General features: G+C 73.7%; 16 protein-coding genes. 3 read left to right on the top strand and 13 right to left on the bottom strand.

The genetic code is table 11. From position 1 onward, the window contains the following. Position 1 precedes the first annotated feature (1 nt). The 5 genes from ruvX to IEW90_RS07290 all read right to left on the bottom strand — a co-directional run bounded on the left by ruvX (position 2) and on the right by IEW90_RS07290 (position 5642). The gene (gene ruvX / locus IEW90_RS07310) at positions 2–478 is read right to left on the bottom strand and encodes a Holliday junction resolvase RuvX (RefSeq protein WP_188717508.1); all 477 of its coding nucleotides are present in this window, start codon (positions 476–478) and stop codon (positions 2–4) included. Positions 479–492: 14 nt separating this feature from the next. Beyond that, a complete protein-coding gene (alaS, locus tag IEW90_RS07305; RefSeq protein ID WP_188717507.1) occupies positions 493–3150 on the bottom strand; it encodes an alanine--tRNA ligase in 2658 nt (885 codons plus the stop codon). A gap of 81 nt (positions 3151–3231) precedes the next feature. Continuing rightward, a complete protein-coding gene (locus IEW90_RS07300) occupies positions 3232–3411 on the bottom strand; it encodes a hypothetical protein (RefSeq protein ID WP_188717506.1) in 180 nt (59 codons plus the stop codon). Between the two features lie 113 nt (positions 3412–3524). Next, the gene (rpsD, locus tag IEW90_RS07295; RefSeq protein WP_188717505.1) at positions 3525–4154 is read right to left on the bottom strand and encodes a 30S ribosomal protein S4; all 630 of its coding nucleotides are present in this window, start codon (positions 4152–4154) and stop codon (positions 3525–3527) included. Between the two features lie 150 nt (positions 4155–4304). Then, the gene (locus tag IEW90_RS07290) at positions 4305–5642 is read right to left on the bottom strand and encodes a replication-associated recombination protein A (protein WP_188717504.1); all 1338 of its coding nucleotides are present in this window, start codon (positions 5640–5642) and stop codon (positions 4305–4307) included. Between the two features lie 96 nt (positions 5643–5738). Between IEW90_RS07290 and IEW90_RS07285 the strand changes: the two genes are divergently transcribed. After that, positions 5739–6500 (top strand): peptidylprolyl isomerase, encoded by a 762-nt coding sequence (locus IEW90_RS07285; protein WP_188717503.1) that lies wholly within the window; start codon positions 5739–5741, stop codon positions 6498–6500. A gap of 57 nt (positions 6501–6557) precedes the next feature. After that, a complete protein-coding gene (locus tag IEW90_RS07280; RefSeq protein WP_188717502.1) occupies positions 6558–8060 on the top strand; it encodes a DUF349 domain-containing protein in 1503 nt (500 codons plus the stop codon). 76 nt (positions 8061–8136) lie between these two features. On the opposite strand, the gene IEW90_RS07275 is transcribed toward IEW90_RS07280, so the two are convergent. The 7 genes from IEW90_RS07275 to IEW90_RS07245 form a co-directional block, all read right to left on the bottom strand. Continuing rightward, a complete protein-coding gene (locus tag IEW90_RS07275) occupies positions 8137–9138 on the bottom strand; it encodes a sugar phosphate isomerase/epimerase family protein (RefSeq protein WP_188717501.1) in 1002 nt (333 codons plus the stop codon). Continuing rightward, positions 9135–10289: a Gfo/Idh/MocA family protein gene (locus IEW90_RS07270; RefSeq protein WP_229679535.1), complete on the bottom strand. Its 1155-nt coding sequence runs from the start codon at positions 10287–10289 to the stop codon at positions 9135–9137. Before IEW90_RS07270 ends, IEW90_RS07275 begins: the two co-directional genes overlap by 4 nt. Beyond that, positions 10286–11140: a sugar phosphate isomerase/epimerase family protein gene (locus tag IEW90_RS07265; RefSeq protein WP_188717500.1), complete on the bottom strand. Its 855-nt coding sequence runs from the start codon at positions 11138–11140 to the stop codon at positions 10286–10288. The genes IEW90_RS07270 and IEW90_RS07265 overlap by 4 nt, the downstream gene beginning before the upstream one ends. A 94-nt stretch (positions 11141–11234) precedes the next feature. Further along, positions 11235–12449, bottom strand: a complete 1215-nt coding sequence (locus IEW90_RS07260) for a substrate-binding domain-containing protein (RefSeq protein ID WP_229679534.1) — start codon at positions 12447–12449, stop codon at positions 11235–11237. Next, complete coding sequence (locus IEW90_RS07255; protein WP_188717498.1) at positions 12446–13522, bottom strand: ABC transporter permease; 1077 nt, start codon at positions 13520–13522, stop codon at positions 12446–12448. Before IEW90_RS07255 ends, IEW90_RS07260 begins: the two co-directional genes overlap by 4 nt. Beyond that, positions 13519–14529 (bottom strand): ABC transporter permease, encoded by a 1011-nt coding sequence (locus IEW90_RS07250; protein WP_188717497.1) that lies wholly within the window; start codon positions 14527–14529, stop codon positions 13519–13521. Before IEW90_RS07250 ends, IEW90_RS07255 begins: the two co-directional genes overlap by 4 nt. Beyond that, positions 14526–16037, bottom strand: a complete 1512-nt coding sequence (locus tag IEW90_RS07245; protein ID WP_188718068.1) for a sugar ABC transporter ATP-binding protein — start codon at positions 16035–16037, stop codon at positions 14526–14528. Before IEW90_RS07245 ends, IEW90_RS07250 begins: the two co-directional genes overlap by 4 nt. 113 nt (positions 16038–16150) lie before the next feature. On the opposite strand from IEW90_RS07245, the gene IEW90_RS07240 reads away from it, so the two are divergent. Beyond that, on the top strand, positions 16151–17317 hold the full coding sequence (locus IEW90_RS07240; protein ID WP_188717496.1) for an ROK family transcriptional regulator: 1167 nt from the start codon (positions 16151–16153) through the stop codon (positions 17315–17317). A 16-nt stretch (positions 17318–17333) separates the two neighbouring features. On the opposite strand, the gene IEW90_RS07235 is transcribed toward IEW90_RS07240, so the two are convergent. Continuing rightward, complete coding sequence (locus IEW90_RS07235) at positions 17334–19562, bottom strand: RelA/SpoT family protein (protein WP_188717495.1); 2229 nt, start codon at positions 19560–19562, stop codon at positions 17334–17336. Between the last annotated feature and the right edge of the window lie 17 nt (positions 19563–19579).

Below are 19579 nucleotides of genomic sequence, written 5' to 3'. Positions count from 1 at the left end.
GTCAGTCCTCTCGGGAGGCGGCGTCGTCGCCGCCGGTGCTCAGCAGCTCGCCCGGCGCGCGGCCGGCGGCGCGCTCGCTGTCGAGCGCGTGCTGCAGGATGACGACCGCCGCCGCCTGGTCGATGGCGCTCCGCTGCTGCTTCGCGCTGCGGCCCGCCGCCCGCATGCCTGCCGAGGCGGTCACGGTCGAGAGCCGCTCGTCGACGAGCCGCACGGGGATGCGCTCGGCGAGCAGGGCGGCGACGTCGCGCGCGTCCTGCGTGCTCGGGGTGTCTCCGCCGGAGAGCGAGACGGGGAGGCCCACGACGGCCTCGATGGCCCCGTGCTCCTCGGCGAGCTCCACGAGCCGCGCGACGACGTCGACGCTCGCGCGCTGGATCGTCTCGACCGGCACGGCGAGCAGGCCGTCGCGGTCGGAGCGGGCGACGCCGACGCGGGCCCTGCCCACGTCGACGCCCAGCCGCGCTCCGCGTCGCATCGTCGGCGCCGCGCTCAGCGGCGGATCCCCTCGCGCACCGCGACGATCGCCGCGGGCATCGCGCTCGCGTCCTGCCCGCCGCCCTGCGCCATGTCGGGCTTGCCGCCGCCGCCGCCGCCGAGCGCGCCGGCCGCGGCCTTCGCGAGCGGGCCGGCCTGCACGCCGGCGTCGCGCGCCGCCTGGTTCGTGGCCACGACGATCGCCGGGCGGCCGTCGACCGCGCCGCCGATCGCGACGACCGCGGCCTCCGCGCCCAGGCGCTCGCGCACCTGGCCGGCGAGCGAGCGCAGGTCGTCCTGCGAGCCGACGGCGCCGAGGTCGGTCGCGACGAGGCGCACGTCGCCGATCCGCTCCGCCGAGTCGGCGAGCGGGCCGACGCGGCCCGAGAGCTGCTGCGACTGGAAGTCGGCGATCTGCTTCTCGGCGCGCTTCAGGCTCGTCACGAGCTCCTGGATGCGGCCGGGCAGCTGCTCGCGCGGCGTCTTCAGCATCGACGTCAGCTCGCTGACGAGCGAGCGCTCGGCGACGAGCTGACGGAAGGCGTCCGGGCCGACGGCGGCCTCGACGCGGCGGTTCGTGGAGCCGACGCTCGACTCGCTCGTGATCGAGATGAGGCCCACCTGGCTCGAGGAGCCCACGTGGGTGCCGCCGCACAGCTCGCGCGACCACGGCCCGCCGATGTCGACCATCCGCACGGCGTCGCCGTACTTCTCGCCGAAGAGCGCCATCGCGCCCATCGCCTTCGCCTCGTCGAGCGGCAGCACGCGCGTCTCGACCGGCAGGTCGTCGCGGATCGCCGTGTTGGCGATGCCCTCGAGCTCGGCCCGCATGTCGGGCGACAGCGCGCTCGACCACGAGAAGTCGAGGCGCATGTAGCCGGCCTTGTTGTACGAGCCGGACTGGTGGGCGTCGGAGCCGAGCAGCTGGCGCAGGGCCGCGTGCACGAGGTGCGTCGCCGAGTGCGCCTGGTTCGCCGAGCGGCGGTACACGGGGTCGACGACCGTGCGGGCGACGTCGCCGACCGCGATCTCGCCGGAGGTGACGCGCACGGTGTGGCTGACGAGGCCCGGCACGACGCGCTGCACGTCGAGCACCTCGGCCTCGAAGCCGGAGCCGATGAGGAGGCCCTGGTCGCTGTCCTGGCCGCCGGACTCCGCGTAGAGCGCGGTCGCGGTGAGGACGACCTCGACCTCCTGGCCCACGCCCGCCGAGGTCGCCTGCGCGCCGTCCGCGACGATGCCGATGACCTCGCCGTCGGCCTCGAGCTCGTCGTAGCCGAGGAACGCCGTCTCGCCCTTCGCGCGCAGCTCGCTGTAGACCGACAGGTCGGCGAGCTGGCGGCGGCGGGCCTTCGCGTCGGCCTTCGCGCGCGAGCGCTGCTCGCTCATGAGGGTCTCGAAGGTGGGGCGGTCGACCTCGAGGCCGGCCTCCTCCGCGATCTCCATCGTCAGGTCGATGGGGAAGCCGTAGGTGTCGTGCAGCAGGAACGCCGTCTTCCCGGGCACGACCTTGCCGGCGTCCTTCCGGACGTCGCCGATGGCCAGGTCGAGCACCGTCGAGCCCGCCTCGAGCGTCTTGAGGAAGGTCTCCTCCTCCGCGATCGCCATGCGCTCGATGCGGCCGTAGGCCGCGCCGAGCTCCGGGTAGGCGGTGACCATCGCGTCGTGGCTGGCGCGGAACAGCGTGGGGAACGTGGGCTCGTGCACGCCGAGCAGGCGCATGGAGCGGATCGAGCGGCGCATGAGGCGGCGCAGGATGTAGCCGCGGCCGTCGTTGCCGGGCGTGACGCCGTCGCCCATGAGCATGAGCGAGGAGCGCACGTGGTCGGCGACCACGCGCATCCGCACGTCGTCCTCGTGCTCGGCGCCGTAGCGACGCCCCGAGAGCTCCGACGCTAGGTCGAGCACGGGGCGCACCTGGTCGATCTCGTACATGTTCTGCACGCCCTGCTTGAGGAAGGCGATGCGCTCGAGACCCATGCCGGTGTCGATGTTCTTGTTGGGCAGCTCGCCCACGATCGTGAACTCGGTCTTCGAGCGCACGTCGGCGATCTCGTCCTGCATGAAGACGAGGTTCCAGATCTCGACGTAGCGGTCGCTGCCGGTGGCGGGGCCGCCGTCGGGGCCGTACTCCGGGCCGAGGTCGTAGAAGATCTCGGAGTCGGGGCCGGCGGGGCCGGGCTGGCCCGTCATCCAGTAGTTGTCCTCGAGGCCGAGGCGCTGGATCCGCGAGGCGGGCACGTCGGTGTGCTCGAGCCAGAGGCGCTCGGCCTCGTCGTCGGTGAGGTAGACCGTGACCCACAGGCGGTCGGGGTCGAAGCCGTAGTTGCCGTCGGCCTCGGAGCCGGTGAGCAGCTCCCACGCGTAGCCGATCGCCTCGCGCTTGAAGTAGTCGCCGAACGACCAGTTGCCGGCCATCTGGAAGAACGTGCCATGGCGCGGCGTGCGACCGACCTCCTCGATGTCGTTCGTCCGGATGCACTTCTGCACGTCCGCGGCGCGAGGCCACGGCGCAGGCACGCGGCCCGAGAGGTACGGGATGAACGGCACCATGCCGGCGATCGTGAACATGATCGCCGGGTCGTCGCTCACGAGCGACGCGGACGGCACGATCTCGTGGTCCTTGCGCTCGAAGTACGACAGGAAGCGGGAGTGGATCTCTGCGGTCTGCATCAGGTGGGGTTGTCTCTCCAGCCCTCGCGGGCCTGACGAGCCCGGGCGCGGTCGCGCCCGGGCGAAGGTCGGGTCGGGCGGCTACTCGCCGCGCAGCTCGCGGTCGCGGGAGCGGTAGCCGTCCTTGACGGCGTCGGTGAACTCGCGGGTGCGCGAGTCGACGCCGTCGAAGAACCGCTTGCCCTTCTCGGTCTCCTCGAGCTTGCGGGCGGCGAGCACGCCGACTGCGACGCCGACGGCCAGGAACAGGAGCTTCTTCACGGCGGGATCCCCTCGTGTCACGCTTTCGTCCGCGCCGGATCGGCACGGGTGCGGATCAGTCTAACGAGCGAGAGGGGCCGCCTGACGGCGACCCCTCTCGTGCAGCGCTGGAATCAGCGGGCGGCGTAGTACTCGACGACGAGCTGGACGTCGGCGACGACCGGCACCTCGGCGCGCATCGGGCGGCGCACGAGGCGCGCCTGGAGGCGGTCGAGCTGCACGTCGAGGTAGGCCGGGACGGGCGGCAGCACGCCGGCGTGGCCGCCGGCGGCGGCGACCTGGAACGGCTCCATGCCCTCGCTGCGCTCGTGCACGTGGATGAGCTGGCCCGGCTTCACGCGGAACGACGGGCGGTCGACGCGCTGGCCGTCGACCATGATGTGGCGGTGCACGACCATCTGGCGTGCCTGCGCCGTGGTGCGGGCGAAGCCGGCGCGCAGCACGAGCGCGTCGAGGCGCATCTCGAGCAGCTCGACGAGGTTCTCACCCGTCAGGCCGGCCTGGCGGCGGGCCTCGTTGAAGGTGTTGCGCAGCTGCGCCTCGCGGATGCCGTACTGGGCGCGCAGGCGCTGCTTCTCGCGGAGGCGGACGGCGTAGTCGCTGTCGGCCTTGCGCTTGGTGCGGCCGTGCTGGCCGGGGCCGTAGGGGCGCTTCTCGAGGTAGCGCGCGGCCTTGGGCGTCAGGGCGACGCCGAGGGCGCGCGAGAGGCGCGTCTTGGAACGGGTACGGGACTTCGTGGACATGACTTCCTTCGCTGAGTCGCTGCCGCGCGAGCGGCTGTCCCGGCCGAGCGCCGGGACCTAAGGAGGGGTGCGGATCCGATGCGGGCGCGTGGGCGCCCTGCGGACCAGCGACCAGACTAGCAGAGGAGCGGCCCGCGGGCCGAGCCGCGGCTACTCCCCCGCGAGGATCCGACGGATGCGCTCGAGCCGTGCCGCGACGTCGCGCTCGTAGCCGTGCTGGCCCGGCTCGTAGTAGCGGCGGCCGACGAGCGGGTCGGGGAGGTGCTGCTGCGTCGCGACGCCCGAGGGCTCGTCGTGGGCGTAGCGGTAGCCCTTGCCGTGGCCGAGCCGCTTGGCGCCCGGGTAGTGCGCGTCGCGGAGGTGGTTCGGCACGCGGCCGATGTCGCCCGCCCGCACGTCGGCGAGCGCGGCGTCGATGCCGCGGTAGGAGCGGTTCGACTTGGGCGCGGTGGCGAGGTAGACGACCGCCTCGGCGAGCGGGATGCGGCCCTCGGGCATGCCGATGAGCTGGACGGCCTGCGCCGCGGCGGTCGCGACGACGAGCGCCTGCGGGTCGGCCATGCCGATGTCCTCGGCGGCGGAGACGATGATGCGCCGGGCGATGAAGCGCGGGTCCTCCCCCGCCTCGATCATGCGCGCGAGCCAGTGCAGCGCGCCGTCGGGATCGGAGCCGCGCACCGACTTGATGAACGCGGAGATGACGTCGTAGTGCTCGTCGCCCTGCCGGTCGTAGCGGAGCAGCGCGCGGTCGACGGCGGCGGCGACCGCCTCGGCCGTGACCGCGGCGGGCGCGTCGTCGTCCTCCGGCTCGCCCGCCGCCTCGAGCGCGTGGGCGCCGGCCGCCTCGAGCGCGGTGAGCGCCCGCCGGGCGTCGCCGGACGAGAGCCGCACGAGCTGGGCCCGCGCGTCGTCGTCGAGCGCGATGCGGCCGTCGAAGCCGCGCGGGTCGGCGATGGCGCGCTCGAGCAGCTCGCGGATGTCGTCGTCGTCGAGCAGCTGGAGCGTGAGCAGGAGCGAGCGCGAGAGCAGCGGGCTGATGACGGAGAACGAGGGGTTCTCGGTCGTGGCGGCGATGAGCGTGACCCAGCCCTGCTCGACGCCGGGGAGCAGCGCATCCTGCTGCGCCTTCGTGAAGCGGTGGATCTCGTCGAGGAAGAGCACGGTGGAGCGGCCGAAGAGGTCGCGCTCGGCGAGCGACTCCTCCATCACCTGGCGCACGTCCTTGACGCCTGCGGTCACCGCGCTCAGCTCGACGAAGCGGCGGTCGGAGGAGTGCGCGATCGACTGGGCGAGGGTCGTCTTGCCCGTGCCGGGCGGTCCCCAGAGGATGACGCTCTGGCCGCCCGAGGCGAGCTTGGCGCCCTCGGCGCTCGGCGCCGCGAGTCGGCGCAGCGGCGAGCCCGGGCCGAGCAGGTGGCGCTGGCCGACGACCTCGTCGAGGCTCGTCGGTCGCATGCGCACGGCGAGCGGCGCGGTCGTCCCCATCATGATGCCTCCATGCTAGGCGCGGCCGCCCACACCGCCTGGCCCCAGCCGCTAGCCTGGACGGCGGCCGCGGAGGGCGCGGCACCGTGAGGAGCATCCGTGGTCACGAAGCAGGAGCAGCAGCGTCGCGTGCGCGACTACCGAGCGCGGCAGGCCGTGCACGAGCGGGCGAAGCGGCGCCGCGTGCGCGACTCGCTCGTCGGCGCCGGCGCCGCCCTCGTCGTGCTGCTGGGCGGCACCGCCCTCCTGTGGGACCGGCAGGGCCCGGACGCCGGGGCCGACCCGGCCGCGACGCCCGCGCCGAGCGCCAGCGAGACCCAGGCCGAGTCGCTCGTGCCCGACCCCTCGCTCGCCGAGGGCCGCACCTGGACCGGCACGCTGACGATCAACGGCGTCGACCTCGGCGTCGAGCTCGACGGCGAGGCCGCGCCGCAGGCCGTCTCGGGCATCGTCTACGACGTCGAGCGCGACTACTACGACGGCTCGACCTGCCACCGCCTCACGACCTCCGAGGGCTTCTCGGTGCTCCAGTGCGGCTCGCTCGACGGCCAGGGCGGCGGCGACCCCTCCTTCATGTACGGCCCGATCGAGAACGCGCCCGCCGACGACGTCTACGTCGAGGGCACGATCGCGATGGCGCGCCAGGGCGGCAACGCCGAGTCGAACGGCCACCAGTTCTTCATCGTCTACGGCGACACGACCATCCCGTCGGACGCCGCGGGCGGCTACACGGTCGTCGGCCGGGTCACCGCGAACCTCGAGCAGCTGCGCGACGACGTCATCAGCGCGGGCACCGAGGGCGGCGTGCCCGACGGCCCGCCCGCCGAGCCCGTCACCATCGAGGGCTTCGACCTGCAGTAGCGGGCCGCCGCCGTACTAGGCTCGTCCTGCCCATCTCCCTCCCACGAGAGACACGCCATGCCTGAGCAGACCCAGCCCCACGAGCCCGCCGCCGACGAGACCGCCCCCGAGGCGGCCGCGCAGGAGGCCGCCGACGTCGAGGCCCCCGCCGAGGCGACGGAGTCGACCGAGGCGGCTGCGCCCGCCGCCGAGGCGACCGAGGCCGCCGCCGAGGACGCCGAGCCCGCAGCGCAGGAGACGGCCGAGGAGGCCCCCGCCGCCGCCGCAGACGCACCGGCCGAGGAGGCTCCCGCCGCCGAGGAGGCGCCCGCCGCCGCTCCCGCGGAGCCCGCGGAGGCGGTCGTCGAGCGCGGTCCCGGCCGCGCCGACGCGACCGGCACCGTCCACGTCCGCGACGGCGAGGGCTGGCGAGAGGTCGGCCAGTTCCCCGACGCGACCCCCGAGGAGGCGCTCGCCTACTTCGAGCGCAAGTACGCCGAGCTCGAGGGCCAGGTGCGCCTGCTCGAGCAGCGCGTCCGCGGCGGCGCCAACGCCCGCGACGTCGCGAAGGCCGCGTCGCACCTCAAGCCCACGGTCACCGAGGCGCACGCCGTCGGCGACATCCCCGCGCTCCTCGCCCGCCTCGACGCGCTCACGGGCTCGCTCGGCCAGCTCGAGGCCGAGCAGCAGGCCGCCTCGCGCGCAGAGCTCGACGCCGCGATCGCCGAGCGCACGACGGTCGTCGAGTCGATCGAGCAGCTCGCCGCGGGCGACCTGCAGAACGTGCAGTGGAAGCAGACGATGCAGCAGGTCGACGTGCTCTTCGCCGACTGGCAGCGACTGCAGAAGGACGGCCCGCGCCTGCCCAAGGGCCAGGCCGACGCGCTCTGGAAGCGGTTCCGCGACGCGCGCTCGACGCTCGAGACCGCCCGCCGCCGCTTCTTCGCCGACCTCGACGCCTCCCACAAGGACGTCCGCGCCCGCAAGCAGGCGCTCGTCGAGCAGGCGCAGGCGCTCGCGCCGAAGGGCTCCGACGGCATCCCCGCCTACCGCTCGCTGCTCGACAGCTGGAAGGCCGCCGGCCGGGCCGGCCGCAAGGTCGACGACGCGCTCTGGGCCCAGTTCAAGGAGGCCGGCGACGTCCTCTTCGCCGCGAAGGCCGAGCAGGCCGCGGTCGAGAACGAGGAGTACGCCGGCAACCTCGAGGCCAAGCGCGCGCTGCTCGAGGAGGCCAAGCCGATCCTGCAGATCACCGACCGCCAGGCCGCCCGCTCGGCCCTCACGGGCATCCAGCGCCGCTGGGACGAGATCGGCCGCGTGCCGCGCGAGGCGCTCCGCGAGGTCGAGGACGGCATGCGCCGCATCGAGACGCACGTGCGCGAGCTCGACGACAAGCACTGGCAGTCGACGAACCCGGAGCGCAAGGCGCGCTCCGCGGGCCTCGCGGGCCAGCTCGAGGAGGCCATCGAGAAGCTCGAGGCCGACATCGCCGGCACGAAGGACGCGAAGCAGCGCGCCGAGCTCGAGGCCGAGCTCGCCACGAAGCGCTCGTGGCTCGAGGTCGTCTCCGCCGCGGGCTGAGCGAGCCAGGCACGACGGAGGGGCGGGACCGCGAGGTCCCGCCCCTCCGTCGTGCGCCCAGCCCGGCGCCGGCGCGTCAGCCCTGGCCGAACGCGGCGTCGAAGCGCGCCTCGGAGGGGTCGAGGTCGAAGCGGCGCAGCGCCTCGAGCGCCTCGGGCGCGCCCTGCAGCCGATCCATGCCGGCGTCCTCCCACTCGATCGAGATCGGCCCGCGGTAGCCGATGGCGGTGAGCGTGCGGAACGCGTCGCCCCACGGCACGTCGCCGCGCCCTGCCGAGACGAAGTCCCAGCCCCTGCGCGGGTGGCCGAACGCCAGGTGCGACGAGAGGATGCCGCTGCGGCCGTCGCCCATCCGCATCCTCGTGTCCTTGCAGTCGACGTGGTAGATCCGGTCGGCGAAGTCCGAGAGGAACGCGACCGGGTCGATGCCCTGCCAGAGCATGTGGCTCGGGTCCCAGTTCAGGCCGAACGCCTCGCGGTGCCCGATCGCCTCGAGCGTGCGCACGGTCGTCCAGTGGTCGTAGGCGATCTCGCTCGGGTGCACCTCGTGCGCGAACCGCACGCCGCACTCGTCGAAGACGTCGAGGATCGGGTTCCAGCGGTCGGCGAAGTCGCGGTAGCCGCGCTCGATGACCTCGTCGGGGACGGGCGGGAACTGGGCGACGTACTGCCAGATCGACGAGCCGGTGAAGCCGACGACCGTGCCGACGCCGAGCGCGCGCGCCATCCGCGCGGTGTCCATGAGCTCGGCCGCGGCGCGCTGCCGCACGCCCTCCGGGTCGCCGTCGCCCCACACGCGCGAGCGCACGATGCCCTGGTGGCGGAAGTCGATCGGATCGTCGCAGACGGCCTGGCCGTGGAGGTGGTTCGAGATCGCCCACACCTCCAGCCCGTGCCGCTCGAGGATCTCGCGGCGCCCGGCCACGTACTCGGCGTCGTCCCAGCGGGAGGCGTCGAGGTGGTCGCCCCAGCAGGCGATCTCGAGGCCGTCGTATCCCCACGAGCCGGCGAGCCGCGCGACCTCCTCGAAGGGCAGGTCGGCCCACTGGCCGGTGAAGAGCGTGAAGGGCCTGGTCATCTCGTCCTCGTCTCGGTGGGGGCGCCGTCGCCCAGGTCGATCCTCGTGCCTCCGCGCTGGGAGGAACGCCCGACGGCGTCGAGCACGCGCTGCACCGCGAGGCCGTCCGCGAACGACGGGCGCGGCTGCTCGCCGGACTCGATCGCCCGCAGCAGGTCGGCCGCCTGCGCGACGAAGGTGCTGTCCCAGCCGAGCGCGTGGCCGGGCGGCCACCAGCCGTCGAGGTGCGGATGCGTCGGCTCGGTCACGAGCACGCGCTCGGGCCACCCGTCGCGCCCGCGCGTGACGACGAGCTCGTTGAGCCGCTCGAGGTCGAAGGCGATGGCGCCGTCGGTGCCGTGGACCTCGAGCTGCAGCGCGTTCTTGCGGCCGACCGCGATGCGCGAGACCTCGAGCGACGCGGTGACGCCGCCCGTGAGGTCGAGGTGCGCCCACGCGGCGTCGTCGACCGTCACCGGCTCGGGCCCGTGCGGGCCGGGCCGTTCGGGCTGCACGGTCCGCAGCGCGCCGGAGACGCCGGTCACGCGCTCCCCCGTGAGCACGAGGATCTGGTCGATCGCGTGCGAGCCGAGGTCGCCGAGCGCGCCGGAGCCGGCGGTCTCGGCGCGGAGGCGCCAGGTCATGGGCGCGTCCGGATCGGCGAGCCAGTCCTGCAGGTACGCGGCGCGCACGGCGCGCACGCGGCCGATGGCGCCGTCGGCGACGAGCTGCCGCGCGAGCGCGAGCGCCGGCACGCGACGGTAGTTGAAGCCGAGCATCGCGAGCCCCGGGGCGGCCGCCGCGGCCGCGACCATCCGCTCGGCCTCGTCGGCGTCGAGCGCGAGCGGCTTCTCGACGAGCACGTGCTTGCCGGCCTCGAGCGCGGCGATCGCCATCTCGGCGTGGAGGTGGCCGGGCGTGCAGACGTCGACGACGTCGACGTCGTCGCGGGCGATCGTCGCCCGCCAGTCGGTGGAGGCCTCCGCCCAGCCGAGGCGCGCGGCCGCGTCCGCGGTGCGGTCGGGGTCGGAGCCCGCGAGCACGCGCATGGCGGCGGGCGGCGCGTCCGGGAAGACCGCGCCGACGTTGCGCCACGCGTGCGAGTGCGCGCGCCCCATGAAGGCCGTGCCGAGCACGGCGACGCCGAGCGGGCGCCGCGCCGCGGCGCTCACGCCGCCTCCAGTGCGCGGAGGAACGCGAGCCCGTCGCGCGCGAGGTCGTCCTGCGTCGGCGCGAGGGGGCGCCAGATGGAGGCGGCGACGGCGATCGCGTCGTTGTCGCCGGTGAAGCTCTCGATGACGAGCGGGCCGGCGTAGCCGACCTCGTCGAGCGCCGCGCGGACGCCGGGCCAGTCGGTCTGGTCGCCGCCGGGGGCGCCGCGGTCGCTGCCGCAGACCTGCACGTGCACGATGTGGTCCCCCGCCCGTCGGATGGCGTCCGGCGTCGAGCGCTCCTCGATGCCGCAGTGGTAGGTGTCGAGCGCGAGCCCGAGCTGGCCGCCGAGCAGCGGCTCGACCGCGTCGAGCGACTGCTCGACGGTGTTGAGCAGCGACGTCTCGTAGCGGTTGAGCGGCTCGATGCCGATCCGCACGCCCCGCGCGGCCGCGCGCTCGAGCACGGGGGCGAGCCCCGCGCGGAGGCGCCCGACGATGCCGCGGCGCTCGTCGGCCGTCATCCGCCACGTGCGGCCGGTCTCCGCCGTGAAGGGCCCGCAGACGGCGGGCGCGCCGAGCGCGGCCGCGAGGTCGATGCAGGCGCCGAGGTAGTCCTGCGTGCGCTGCACGACGCCGGGGTCGTCGTCGACGAGCGACCGGCCGGGCCCCATGGCGCCGACGAGCGCGGCGCCGAGGCCGTGCTGCTCGAGCAGCGGCCCGATGGCGTCGGCCGTGAGGTCGCCGGCCTGCTCGAGCGGCAGCTCGACGAGGTCGAAGCCGAGGCCGGCGACCCGGGCGAGCGCCTCGGGGGCCGTGGCGTCGCGCAGGGGCGACGTCCAGACCCAGGTGTTGATGCCGATGGCGCGCACGCGCGCCTCCCTCCCCCGCCGCGGCGCGCGCGGCGGCGTCCCGCCAGGCCGGGCCCCGCTCGCGCGGGGCCCGGCACCGGTCAGCGGTGCTGCGTCAGCGGTTCTGCCAGGCGTCCGGGAAGCCGGGCAGGTCCTCGCCGCCGAAGCGGGCGTAGTGGCCGTCGGGCATGCCCTCGTTCGCCTCGATGAGCGCGTCGCGGTCGTCCTCGGTCACGGGCACCTGCGGCAGGACCCACTCCGTCGGCACGGGCTCGCCGTTCGCGATCATCTCGAGCGCCAGCAGCGGCGTGCGCCACTGGAAGTTCGAGTAGACCGGGCCGAGCGCGGTGATGTCGCGCTCCTGCCAGGCGCGGAGGAAGCTCATCTCGTCCTCGCCGGTGATGACGGGCAGCTCGGCGCCCGCGTCTTCGAACGCCTCGATCGCCGCGACGGCGCCGTCGCCGGCGTCCATCCAGATGCCGTCAACGTCGCCGGCCGAGAGGGCGTCGGTGATGATGCTCTTGATCTCGGTCGGGTCGGCCCCGGTGAAGTGGTCCTCGACGTTCATGCCGGCCTCGGTGAGCAGCTTCTCGGCCGCGGCCCAGCGGTGCTCGAGCACGTCAACGCCGGGCAGGATGCGCAGCGCGACGATGTTCGAGCCCTCGTCGAGGTTGTCGATGAGGAACTCGGCCGTGTCGATGCCCCAGGCGTAGCCGCCGATGGGGTGGATGAAGCTCGTGGCGCAGTCGGTGTCGACGCCGCGGTCGAAGACGATGACCGGTCGGCCCGTCTCGCACGCGCGCTCCACGGCGGGCGTCAGGGCCGCCGTCGAGTTCGGCGAGATGATGAACGCGTCGCAGTCGCCCTGCGAGATGAAGTAGTCGATGTCGGCGATCTGCGTGTTGTCGTCGTCGCCGGCGTCGCGGACCTCCATCGAGGCGAGCACGCCCGACTCGGTGAGGGCCTCGGCCTGCTGCTGCATCGTGATGAAGCCGGTCTGGCGCCAGGGGTTCGAGATCGAGGCGTTCGCGAAGCACGCGCGCATCGGCTCGTCGGTGGCCCACTCGGCCGTGTCGGTCATCTCGCCGTCGATGTACTGCAGCCACGGCGTCTCGGGGTCGCCCTCGAAGGTGGCCGAGCGCTGCTCGAACTGCTCGTCGTAGACGGCCTGGTCGAACCACTCGCCGGACGCCTGCGTCTCGGCGGGCTGCTCGGTCCCGGTGTCGGGGTTCGCCGAGGGGTCGACGCTCCCGTCGGTGCTGCATGCCGCGAGGACGATCGCGGCGCCGAGGGCCGCGACGACGAGGCCCTTCCTGGTGTGGCGCATCATTGCTCTCCTGTGGTGGTGGTGATGGGTGGGGTGGTGGTCTTCGAGGGCGGCGCGGGGTCGGGATCCTCGGCGCGCGCGGCCGCCGCGGGCGCCGAGGGCTTGCGGGCCGCGCGCCAGGCGACGCCGCCGAGCGCGACGGCGGCGATGATGATCGCGCCCTGCACGGTGGGCCGCCAGGTGGCGTCGATGCCGGCGATGTTGAGGAGCGTGAAGAGCAGCTCGAGCGAGATCGCGCCCGCCGCCGCCGAGAGCACCCAGCCTCGGCCGCCGCCGAGCACGGCGCCGCCGAGCACGACCGCGGTGATCGCCTGGAACTCGTAGCCCTGGCCGATGCTCGGGTGCACGCCGGCGTAGCCGACGAGCAGGATGCCGGCGACCGTCGCGGCGAGCGCCGAGAGCACGAAGGCGGAGGTCTTCACGACGACGGTGCGGGTGCCCGAGAGCCGCGCGGTCACCGGGTTGTCGCCCACGGCGAGCAGCGTCTGGCCGTAGGGCGCCCGCATGAGCGCCCACGCCGCGGCCCCGACGACGATGAGCATGATTACCGGGTACGGGATGGTGTCGAGCAGCAGGCCGCGGCCGATCTCGCGGAAGCTGTCGACCGGGTTGCCGGTGGCGGCGCCGCCGGTGAGGAAGCGCACGAAGCCGTAGAGCGCGAGCATCATGCCGAGCGTGACGATGAAGCTCGGCACCTTCGCGACGGTCGTGAGCAGGCCGTTCACGACGCCCACGACGACGCCGACGAGCAGCATGAGCGCGATGCCCGGCAGGATCATCGCCTCGTCCTGGCCGATGACGTTGCCGGCGATCACGACCTGCGTCGCGATGACCGCGCCCATCGACAGGTCGAACTCGCCCGAGACGATGACGAAGAACTGGCCGATCGCCGCGATGGCGATGGGGGCGGTGCGCGCAAGGAAGCGCACGAGCTGGTTCGGATCGGCGAAGTTCGGGTTCGCGACGACGACCGCGACGAGGAGCGCGACGAGCAGCAGGAACACCGCGCCGCTCGGCGTGCCGAGCCCCGCGACGAAGCGGCGCCCGAGCGAGGGCTGGACGGCGACGGCGGTCATGCGCCCGCCTCCTTCCGGAACCTGGGTGGTCGGCGCTGGATGCTGCGCCAGGCGTAGAGCGCGACGGCCACGACGATGACGGCGCCGCGGATGAAGTCCTTGAGGAACGGGTTCACCTCGAGCACGCTCATGACGTTGTCGAGCACCGCGAAGATCGCGACGCCGCCGATGGTGCCGAGCACGCTGCCGACGCCGCCCGAGAGGAGCGTGCCGCCGAGCACGACCGCGGCGATCGACATGAGGTCGTAGCCGCCCTGCGAGCCGATGGTCGGGCTGCCGACGGAGGTGCGGGCGAGCAGCAGCAGGCCGGCGAGGCCCGCGAGCGTCGAGCAGAGCACGTGCGCGACGACGACCGGCACCTGGGTGCGCACGCCCGAGAGCCGCGCGACCTGCGCGCTGCCGCCGACGGCGTAGAGGTGGTGGCCGAGCCGGGTGCGGTGCAGCATGAGCGCAGCGAGCCCCGCGCAAGCGAGCATGATGATCGTGGACAGCGGCACGCCCGCGATGAGCGTCGCGCCGATCGTGCGGAACTCGGGCGGCGCCGAGCCGAACGACCCCTGGAAGCTCGTGCCGAGCCATCCGGAGATGATGAGCCCGACGCCGAGCGTCGCGATGAAGCCGTGCACGCGCAGCCGCGTGACGATGAGGCCGTTCGCGAGCCCGATGAGCGCCGAGACCGCCAGCGCCGCGACCACGCCCGGCAGGATGCCCGCCGTGCCCTGCGCCATGATGCCCGCCCCGACGATCGAGGCGGTGCTCACGACGTACGGCACCGAGAGGTCGAGGCTGCCGGCGAGGATGACGAGCGTCTGCCCGATCGCCACGAAGCCGAGGATCGACATGAGGGTGAGGATCGCGGCGAGGTTGCCGGCGGTGAAGAACGACTTGCCGGCCGCGGTGACGAGCACGGCGCTGAGCGCCACGACCGCGACGAGCACGAGGTAGACGATCGCCGTCGTCGAGAGGCGGCGGCGGCGCACCGGGCGGGCGCCCACGACGGCGCTCACGCGGCGGCCTCCGCCTCGGCGCCGGCGGCGAGGGCGAGCACGTCCTCCTCGCTCGAGGTGGGCGGCACCTCCCCCACGATCCGGCCGTCGCGCATGACGAGGATGCGGTCGCTCATGCCGAGCACCTCCGGGAGCTCGCTGGATGCCATGAGGATGGCGACGCCGTCGGCGGCGAGCCGGCGCATCACCTCGTAGACGCCGTACTTCGCGCCGACGTCGATGCCGCGCGTGGGCTCGTCGAGCAGCACGACGCGGGGCGCGACGGCGAGCCAGCGGGCCAGCACGACCTTCTGCTGGTTGCCGCCCGAGAGGAACTGCACCTCCTGGTCGAGCCCGCGCGCGACGAGCGCGAGCTCCGCGAGGCGCTCGGGCGCCGCCTGGCGGGCGGCACCGGTGCGACCGGGGAACACGGCGCGCACGACGCCCAGGGCGTTCTGCAGCACGCTGAGCGAGAGCGACAGGCCCTGGCCCTTGCGGTCCTCGGTGATGAGCGCTAGGCCGGCGCGCACCGCCTGGCGCGGCGACCGGATGCGCGTCTCGCGCCCCTGGAGGCGCATCGTGCCGCGCGTGAAGGGGTCGGCGCCGAAGACGCCCGAGAGCAGCTCGGTGCGGCCCGCGCCCTGGAGCCCTGCGAGGCCGACGATCTCGCCGGCGCGGACGGTGAGCGCGATGTCGTCGACGAACCCGTTGCCGGCGCCCTCGAGCTCGAGCATCGGCTCGCCGAGCTCGGCGCCCTCCGGGCGGTCGGGGAAGAACGCCGAGAGCTCCCGGCCCACCATGCGGCGAACGAGGCCGCGCTCGTCGAGCTCGGCGGCGGGCCACGTGCCCACGTGCGTGCCGTCCTTGAGCACGGTGATGGTGGTGCACAGGTCGAAGATCTCGCGCAGGCGGTGCGAGACGTAGAGGATCGCGATGCCGCGCTCCGTGAGGCGCTCGATGATGCGGTAGAGGAGCGAGACCTCGTGGTCGGCGAGGGCGGCGGTCGGCTCGTCCATCGAGATGACGCGCGCGTCGAGGCTCACGGCCTTCGCGATCTCGACGATCTGCTGCTCGGCGACCGAGAGCTGGCGCACCGGGAGGCCCGCGTCGAGCCCCTGCGCGCCGATGCTCTCGAGCAGCGCCTGCGTGTCGCGCAGCATCCGTCGGCGGTCGACGACCGGGCCGCGGCGCGGCTCGCGGCCGAGCCACACGTTCTCGGCGATCGAGCGGTCGACGAGCAGGTTGAACTCCTGGTAGACCGTCGCGATGCCCGCGCGCTGCGCCTGGATGGGCGACGCGAACGAGACGGGCTCGCCGTCGAGCTCGAGCGTGCCCGCGTCCGGCTGGTGGGCGCCCGCCAGGATCTTCATGAGGGTCGACTTGCCCGCGCCGTTCTCGCCCACGAGGCCGTGCACCTCGCCGGCGCGGAGCTCGAGCCCCACGCCGTGCAGCACGGTCGTGCCGAGGAACGACTGGACGATGCCGCTCGCGCGCAGCACCGGTGCGTGCAGCGGCCTCGCTGCGGCCATGACGTCTTCGTCCACGGCGACACTGTTGCACGGATCCGTCACTTCTGTCGAGCATCCGACGAAAGTTGCCTTCGGCGTGTCGGAAGCGCCCCGCATGTGCTTCACTGCTCGGTATGCGCACGAGCGAGCTCTTCGACCTGCTGCGGGACGGCCGGCCCCGCACGCGCTCCGAGCTCGCGCGGGCCACGGGCCTCGCCCGCTCCTCCGTCACGGCGCACGTCGACGCGCTCGCGCGGCTCGGCTACGTCGCGCCCGTCGGCGACGCCGCCTCCACCGGCGGCCGGCCCGCCTCGCTCTTCGCGCTCAACCCGCGCGCCCGGCTCGTCGCGGGCGTCGACGTGGGGGCGACCCACATCCTCGTCGAGCTCGCCGACCTCGCGGGCGCCGCCCTCGCGACCGCGCGCACCGACCTCGACGTCGCCGAGGGGCCGGAGGCCGTGCTCGGCTGGGTGGTCGAGACCGTGCGGGCGCTCGTCGCCCAGCAGGGCGTCGACGCGGGCGAGCTCGTGGCGCTCGGGATCGGGCTGCCCGGTCCCGTCGAGCACGCGAGCGGCATGCCCATCAGCCCGCCGATCATGCCTGGCTGGCACCGGTTCGACGTCGCCGGCCACCTGCGCGAGCGGCTCGGCTGCGCCGTGCTCGTCGACAACGACGTGAACATCATGGCGCTCGGCGAGCAGCGCACGGCCTGGCCGGAGGTCGACGACCTCGTGCTCGTCAAGGTCGCCACCGGCATCGGCGCCGGCATCATCTCCGGCGGGCGCCTCCAGCGCGGCGCGCAGGGCACGGCGGGCGACCTCGGCCACGTGCGCGTGCCCGGCTCCGAGGCCGAGTGCCGCTGCGGCAACCTCGGCTGCCTCGAGGCCGTCGCCGCCGGTCCCGCGATCGCCGCGGCGCTGCGGGAGCACGGGCTCGAGGTCGCCGGCACCGGCGACGTCGTCGCCCTCGCGCGCGCGGGCTCCCCGGAGGCGGTGCGGGCGCTGCGCCAGGCGGGACGCGACCTCGGCGAGGTGCTCGCGACGCTCGTGAACCTCGTGAACCCCTCGGTCATCGTCGTCGGCGGGCGGCTCGCGGGCGCCGGCGAGGAGCTCCTCGCCGGCATCAGCGAGGTCGTCTACCGCCGCTCGCTGCCGCTCGCGACCGAGCACCTGCGCATCGCCGCCTCCACCACCCAGGCCGACGCGGCGGTGCGCGGCGCCGTCGCGCTCGCGATCGAGCACGCGCTCTCGCCCGACGTGCTCGACGCCGAGGCGCGCGAGCTCGCGATCGCCTCCGCCTGAGGCGGTCGCGCCCGGCTCAGCCGGTGGTGATCCGGTACACGTCGTAGACGCCGTCGATGCGGCGGACGGCGTTCAGCACGTTCTCGAGGTGCGTGACGTCGCCCATCTCGAACACGAAGCGGCTGATCGCGAGGCGGTCGGAGCCCGTGTGCACGCTCGCCGAGAGGATGTTCACGTGGTGCTCGCTGAGCGAGCGCGTGACGTCCGAGAGCAGCCCGGAGCGGTCGAGCGCCTCCACCTGGATGTTCACGAGGAACAGGCCCTTCGACGTCGGGGCCCATTCGACCTCGATCATCCGCTCGGGCTCGGCGAGCAGGCCCTGCACGTTCGGGCACGAGCGCTGGTGCACGCTCACGCCCTGCCCGCGGGTGACGAAGCCGACGATGTCGTCGCCCGGCACCGGCGTGCAGCACTTCGAGAGCTTCACGAGGATGTCGTCGGCGCCGCGCACGAGCACGCCCGAGTTGCTATGCGTCGCCCGCGGCGCGCGCGTCGGCAGCACCGGCTCCGGCGCGTCGTCGACGCCGGCCTCCTCGACCCGGATCGCGGCCACGACCTTCTCGAGCACCGACTGCGTCGAGACGTGGCCCTCGCCCACCGCGGCGTAGAGCGCGGTGACGTCGTCGTACTTCAGCTGCGCGGCCACCTGCGCGAACGCGTCGCGGCCCATGAGCTTCTGCAGCGGCAGGTCGTGTCGGCGCATCGCCTTCGCGATCGCCTCCTTGCCGACCTCGACGGCCTCGTCGCGGCGCTCGCGCTGGAACCACTGGCGGATCTTGCTCTTGGCCCGCTGCGAGGTGACGAAGCCCTGCCAGTCCTGGCTCGGCCCCGAGTCCGGGTTCTTCGAGGTGAGCACCTCGACCACGTCGCCGGTGGCGAGCCGCGTGTCGAGCGGCACGAGCCGCCCGTTGACCTTCGCGCCCATCGTGCGGTGGCCGACCTCGGTGTGCACCGCGTAGGCGAAGTCGACGGGCGTCGCGCCGGCCGGCAGGCCCACGACCTTGCCCTTCGGCGTGAAGACGTAGAGCTCCTTGGCGCCGATCTCGAAGCGCAGCGACTCGAGGAACTCGCCCGGGTCCTCGGTCTCCTGCTGCCAGTCGTTGATGTGCTGCAGCCAGGCCATGTCGGTCGACGACATCTGGCCGCCGCCCTGCTTGTACTTCCAGTGCGCCGCGACGCCGTACTCGGCCCGGCGGTGCATCTCCTCCGTGCGGATCTGGATCTCGACGTGGTGGCCGCGCGGCCCGATCACGGTCGTGTGGAGCGACTGGTACAGGTTGAACTTCGGCGTCGCGATGTAGTCCTTGAGGCGCCCGGGCATGGGCTGCCAGCGGGCGTGGATCGCGCCGAGCACGGCGTAGCAGTCGCGCACCGACGGCACGATGACGCGCACGCCGACGAGGTCGTAGATGTCGCCGAAGTCGTGCCCCCGGACCTGCATCTTCGTGTAGATCGAGTAGTACTGCTTCGGCCTGCCGGCGATCCTGCCACGGATCTTCGCGGCCTTCATGTCGTCGCGCAGCGCCTGCACGACGTCCTCGAGGTACCGCTCGCGCTCGGGCGCGCGCGCCTCCACGAGGTTCTTGATCTCGAGGTAGACCTTCGGCTGCAGCACCGCGAACGAGAGGTCCTCGAGCTCGACCTTGATCGTCTGGATGCCGAGGCGGTGCGCGAGCGGCGCGTAGATCTCGAGCGTCTCGCGCGCCTTGCGCTCCGCCGACTCGCCCGAGACGAAGCCCCACGTGCGGGCGTTGTGCAGCCGGTCGGCGAGCTTGATGACGAGCACGCGGATGTCCTTCGACATCGCGACGACCATCTTGCGGACCGTCTCGGCCTGCGCGCTCTGGCCGTACTTCAGCTTGTCGAGCTTCGTGACGCCGTCGACGAGCATGGCGATCTCGTCGCCGAAGTCGGCGCGGCACTGCTCGAGCGTGTAGGTCGTGTCCTCGACCGTGTCGTGGAGCAGCGCCGCGGCCACCGTGATCGCGCCGATGCCGAGGTCGGCGAGGATCTGCGCGACCGCGACCGGGTGGGTGATGTACGGCTCGCCCGACTTCCGGTACTGGCCGCGGTGCGCCTCCTCGGCGACGATGTACGCGCGCTGGATGAGCCCGGTGTCGGCCTTGGGGTGCTGCGCCTTGACGGTGCGGATGAGCTCGTCGACCGCGCCCGCGCGGTGCGAGCGCGAGAACAGGAACGGCAGGAGCGTGCGGAAGCCGCCCGACGTGGTCTGGGCATCGCTCATGGCGCCTCCGCTCCCCT

The organism is Agrococcus terreus, from assembly GCF_014645235.1.
In the GTDB taxonomy this organism is placed as follows: Bacteria; Actinomycetota; Actinomycetes; order Actinomycetales; family Microbacteriaceae; genus Agrococcus; species Agrococcus terreus.
Note: the sequence above shows the minus strand (reverse complement) of the source record. Positions and strands in the feature narration are given on the sequence as shown.

What these genes read in the sequence shown, in the direction of transcription:
- IEW90_RS07235 (WP_188717495.1), bottom strand. Translation starts at nt 19,562, where the DNA reads ATGAGCGATGCCCAGACCACGTCGGGCGGCTTCCGCACGCTCCTGCCG.
- ruvX (WP_188717508.1), bottom strand. Translation starts at nt 478, where the DNA reads ATGCGACGCGGAGCGCGGCTGGGCGTCGACGTGGGCAGGGCCCGCGTC.
- rpsD (WP_188717505.1), bottom strand. Translation starts at nt 4,154, where the DNA reads ATGTCCACGAAGTCCCGTACCCGTTCCAAGACGCGCCTCTCGCGCGCC.
- IEW90_RS07260 (WP_229679534.1), bottom strand. Translation starts at nt 12,449, where the DNA reads ATGATGCGCCACACCAGGAAGGGCCTCGTCGTCGCGGCCCTCGGCGCC.
- IEW90_RS07240 (WP_188717496.1), top strand. Translation starts at nt 16,151, where the DNA reads ATGCGCACGAGCGAGCTCTTCGACCTGCTGCGGGACGGCCGGCCCCGC.
- IEW90_RS07245 (WP_188718068.1), bottom strand. Translation starts at nt 16,037, where the DNA reads ATGGCCGCAGCGAGGCCGCTGCACGCACCGGTGCTGCGCGCGAGCGGC.
- IEW90_RS07280 (WP_188717502.1), top strand. Translation starts at nt 6,558, where the DNA reads ATGCCTGAGCAGACCCAGCCCCACGAGCCCGCCGCCGACGAGACCGCC.
- IEW90_RS07290 (WP_188717504.1), bottom strand. Translation starts at nt 5,642, where the DNA reads ATGATGGGGACGACCGCGCCGCTCGCCGTGCGCATGCGACCGACGAGC.
- IEW90_RS07255 (WP_188717498.1), bottom strand. Translation starts at nt 13,522, where the DNA reads ATGACCGCCGTCGCCGTCCAGCCCTCGCTCGGGCGCCGCTTCGTCGCG.
- alaS (WP_188717507.1), bottom strand. Translation starts at nt 3,150, where the DNA reads ATGCAGACCGCAGAGATCCACTCCCGCTTCCTGTCGTACTTCGAGCGC.
- IEW90_RS07275 (WP_188717501.1), bottom strand. Translation starts at nt 9,138, where the DNA reads ATGACCAGGCCCTTCACGCTCTTCACCGGCCAGTGGGCCGACCTGCCC.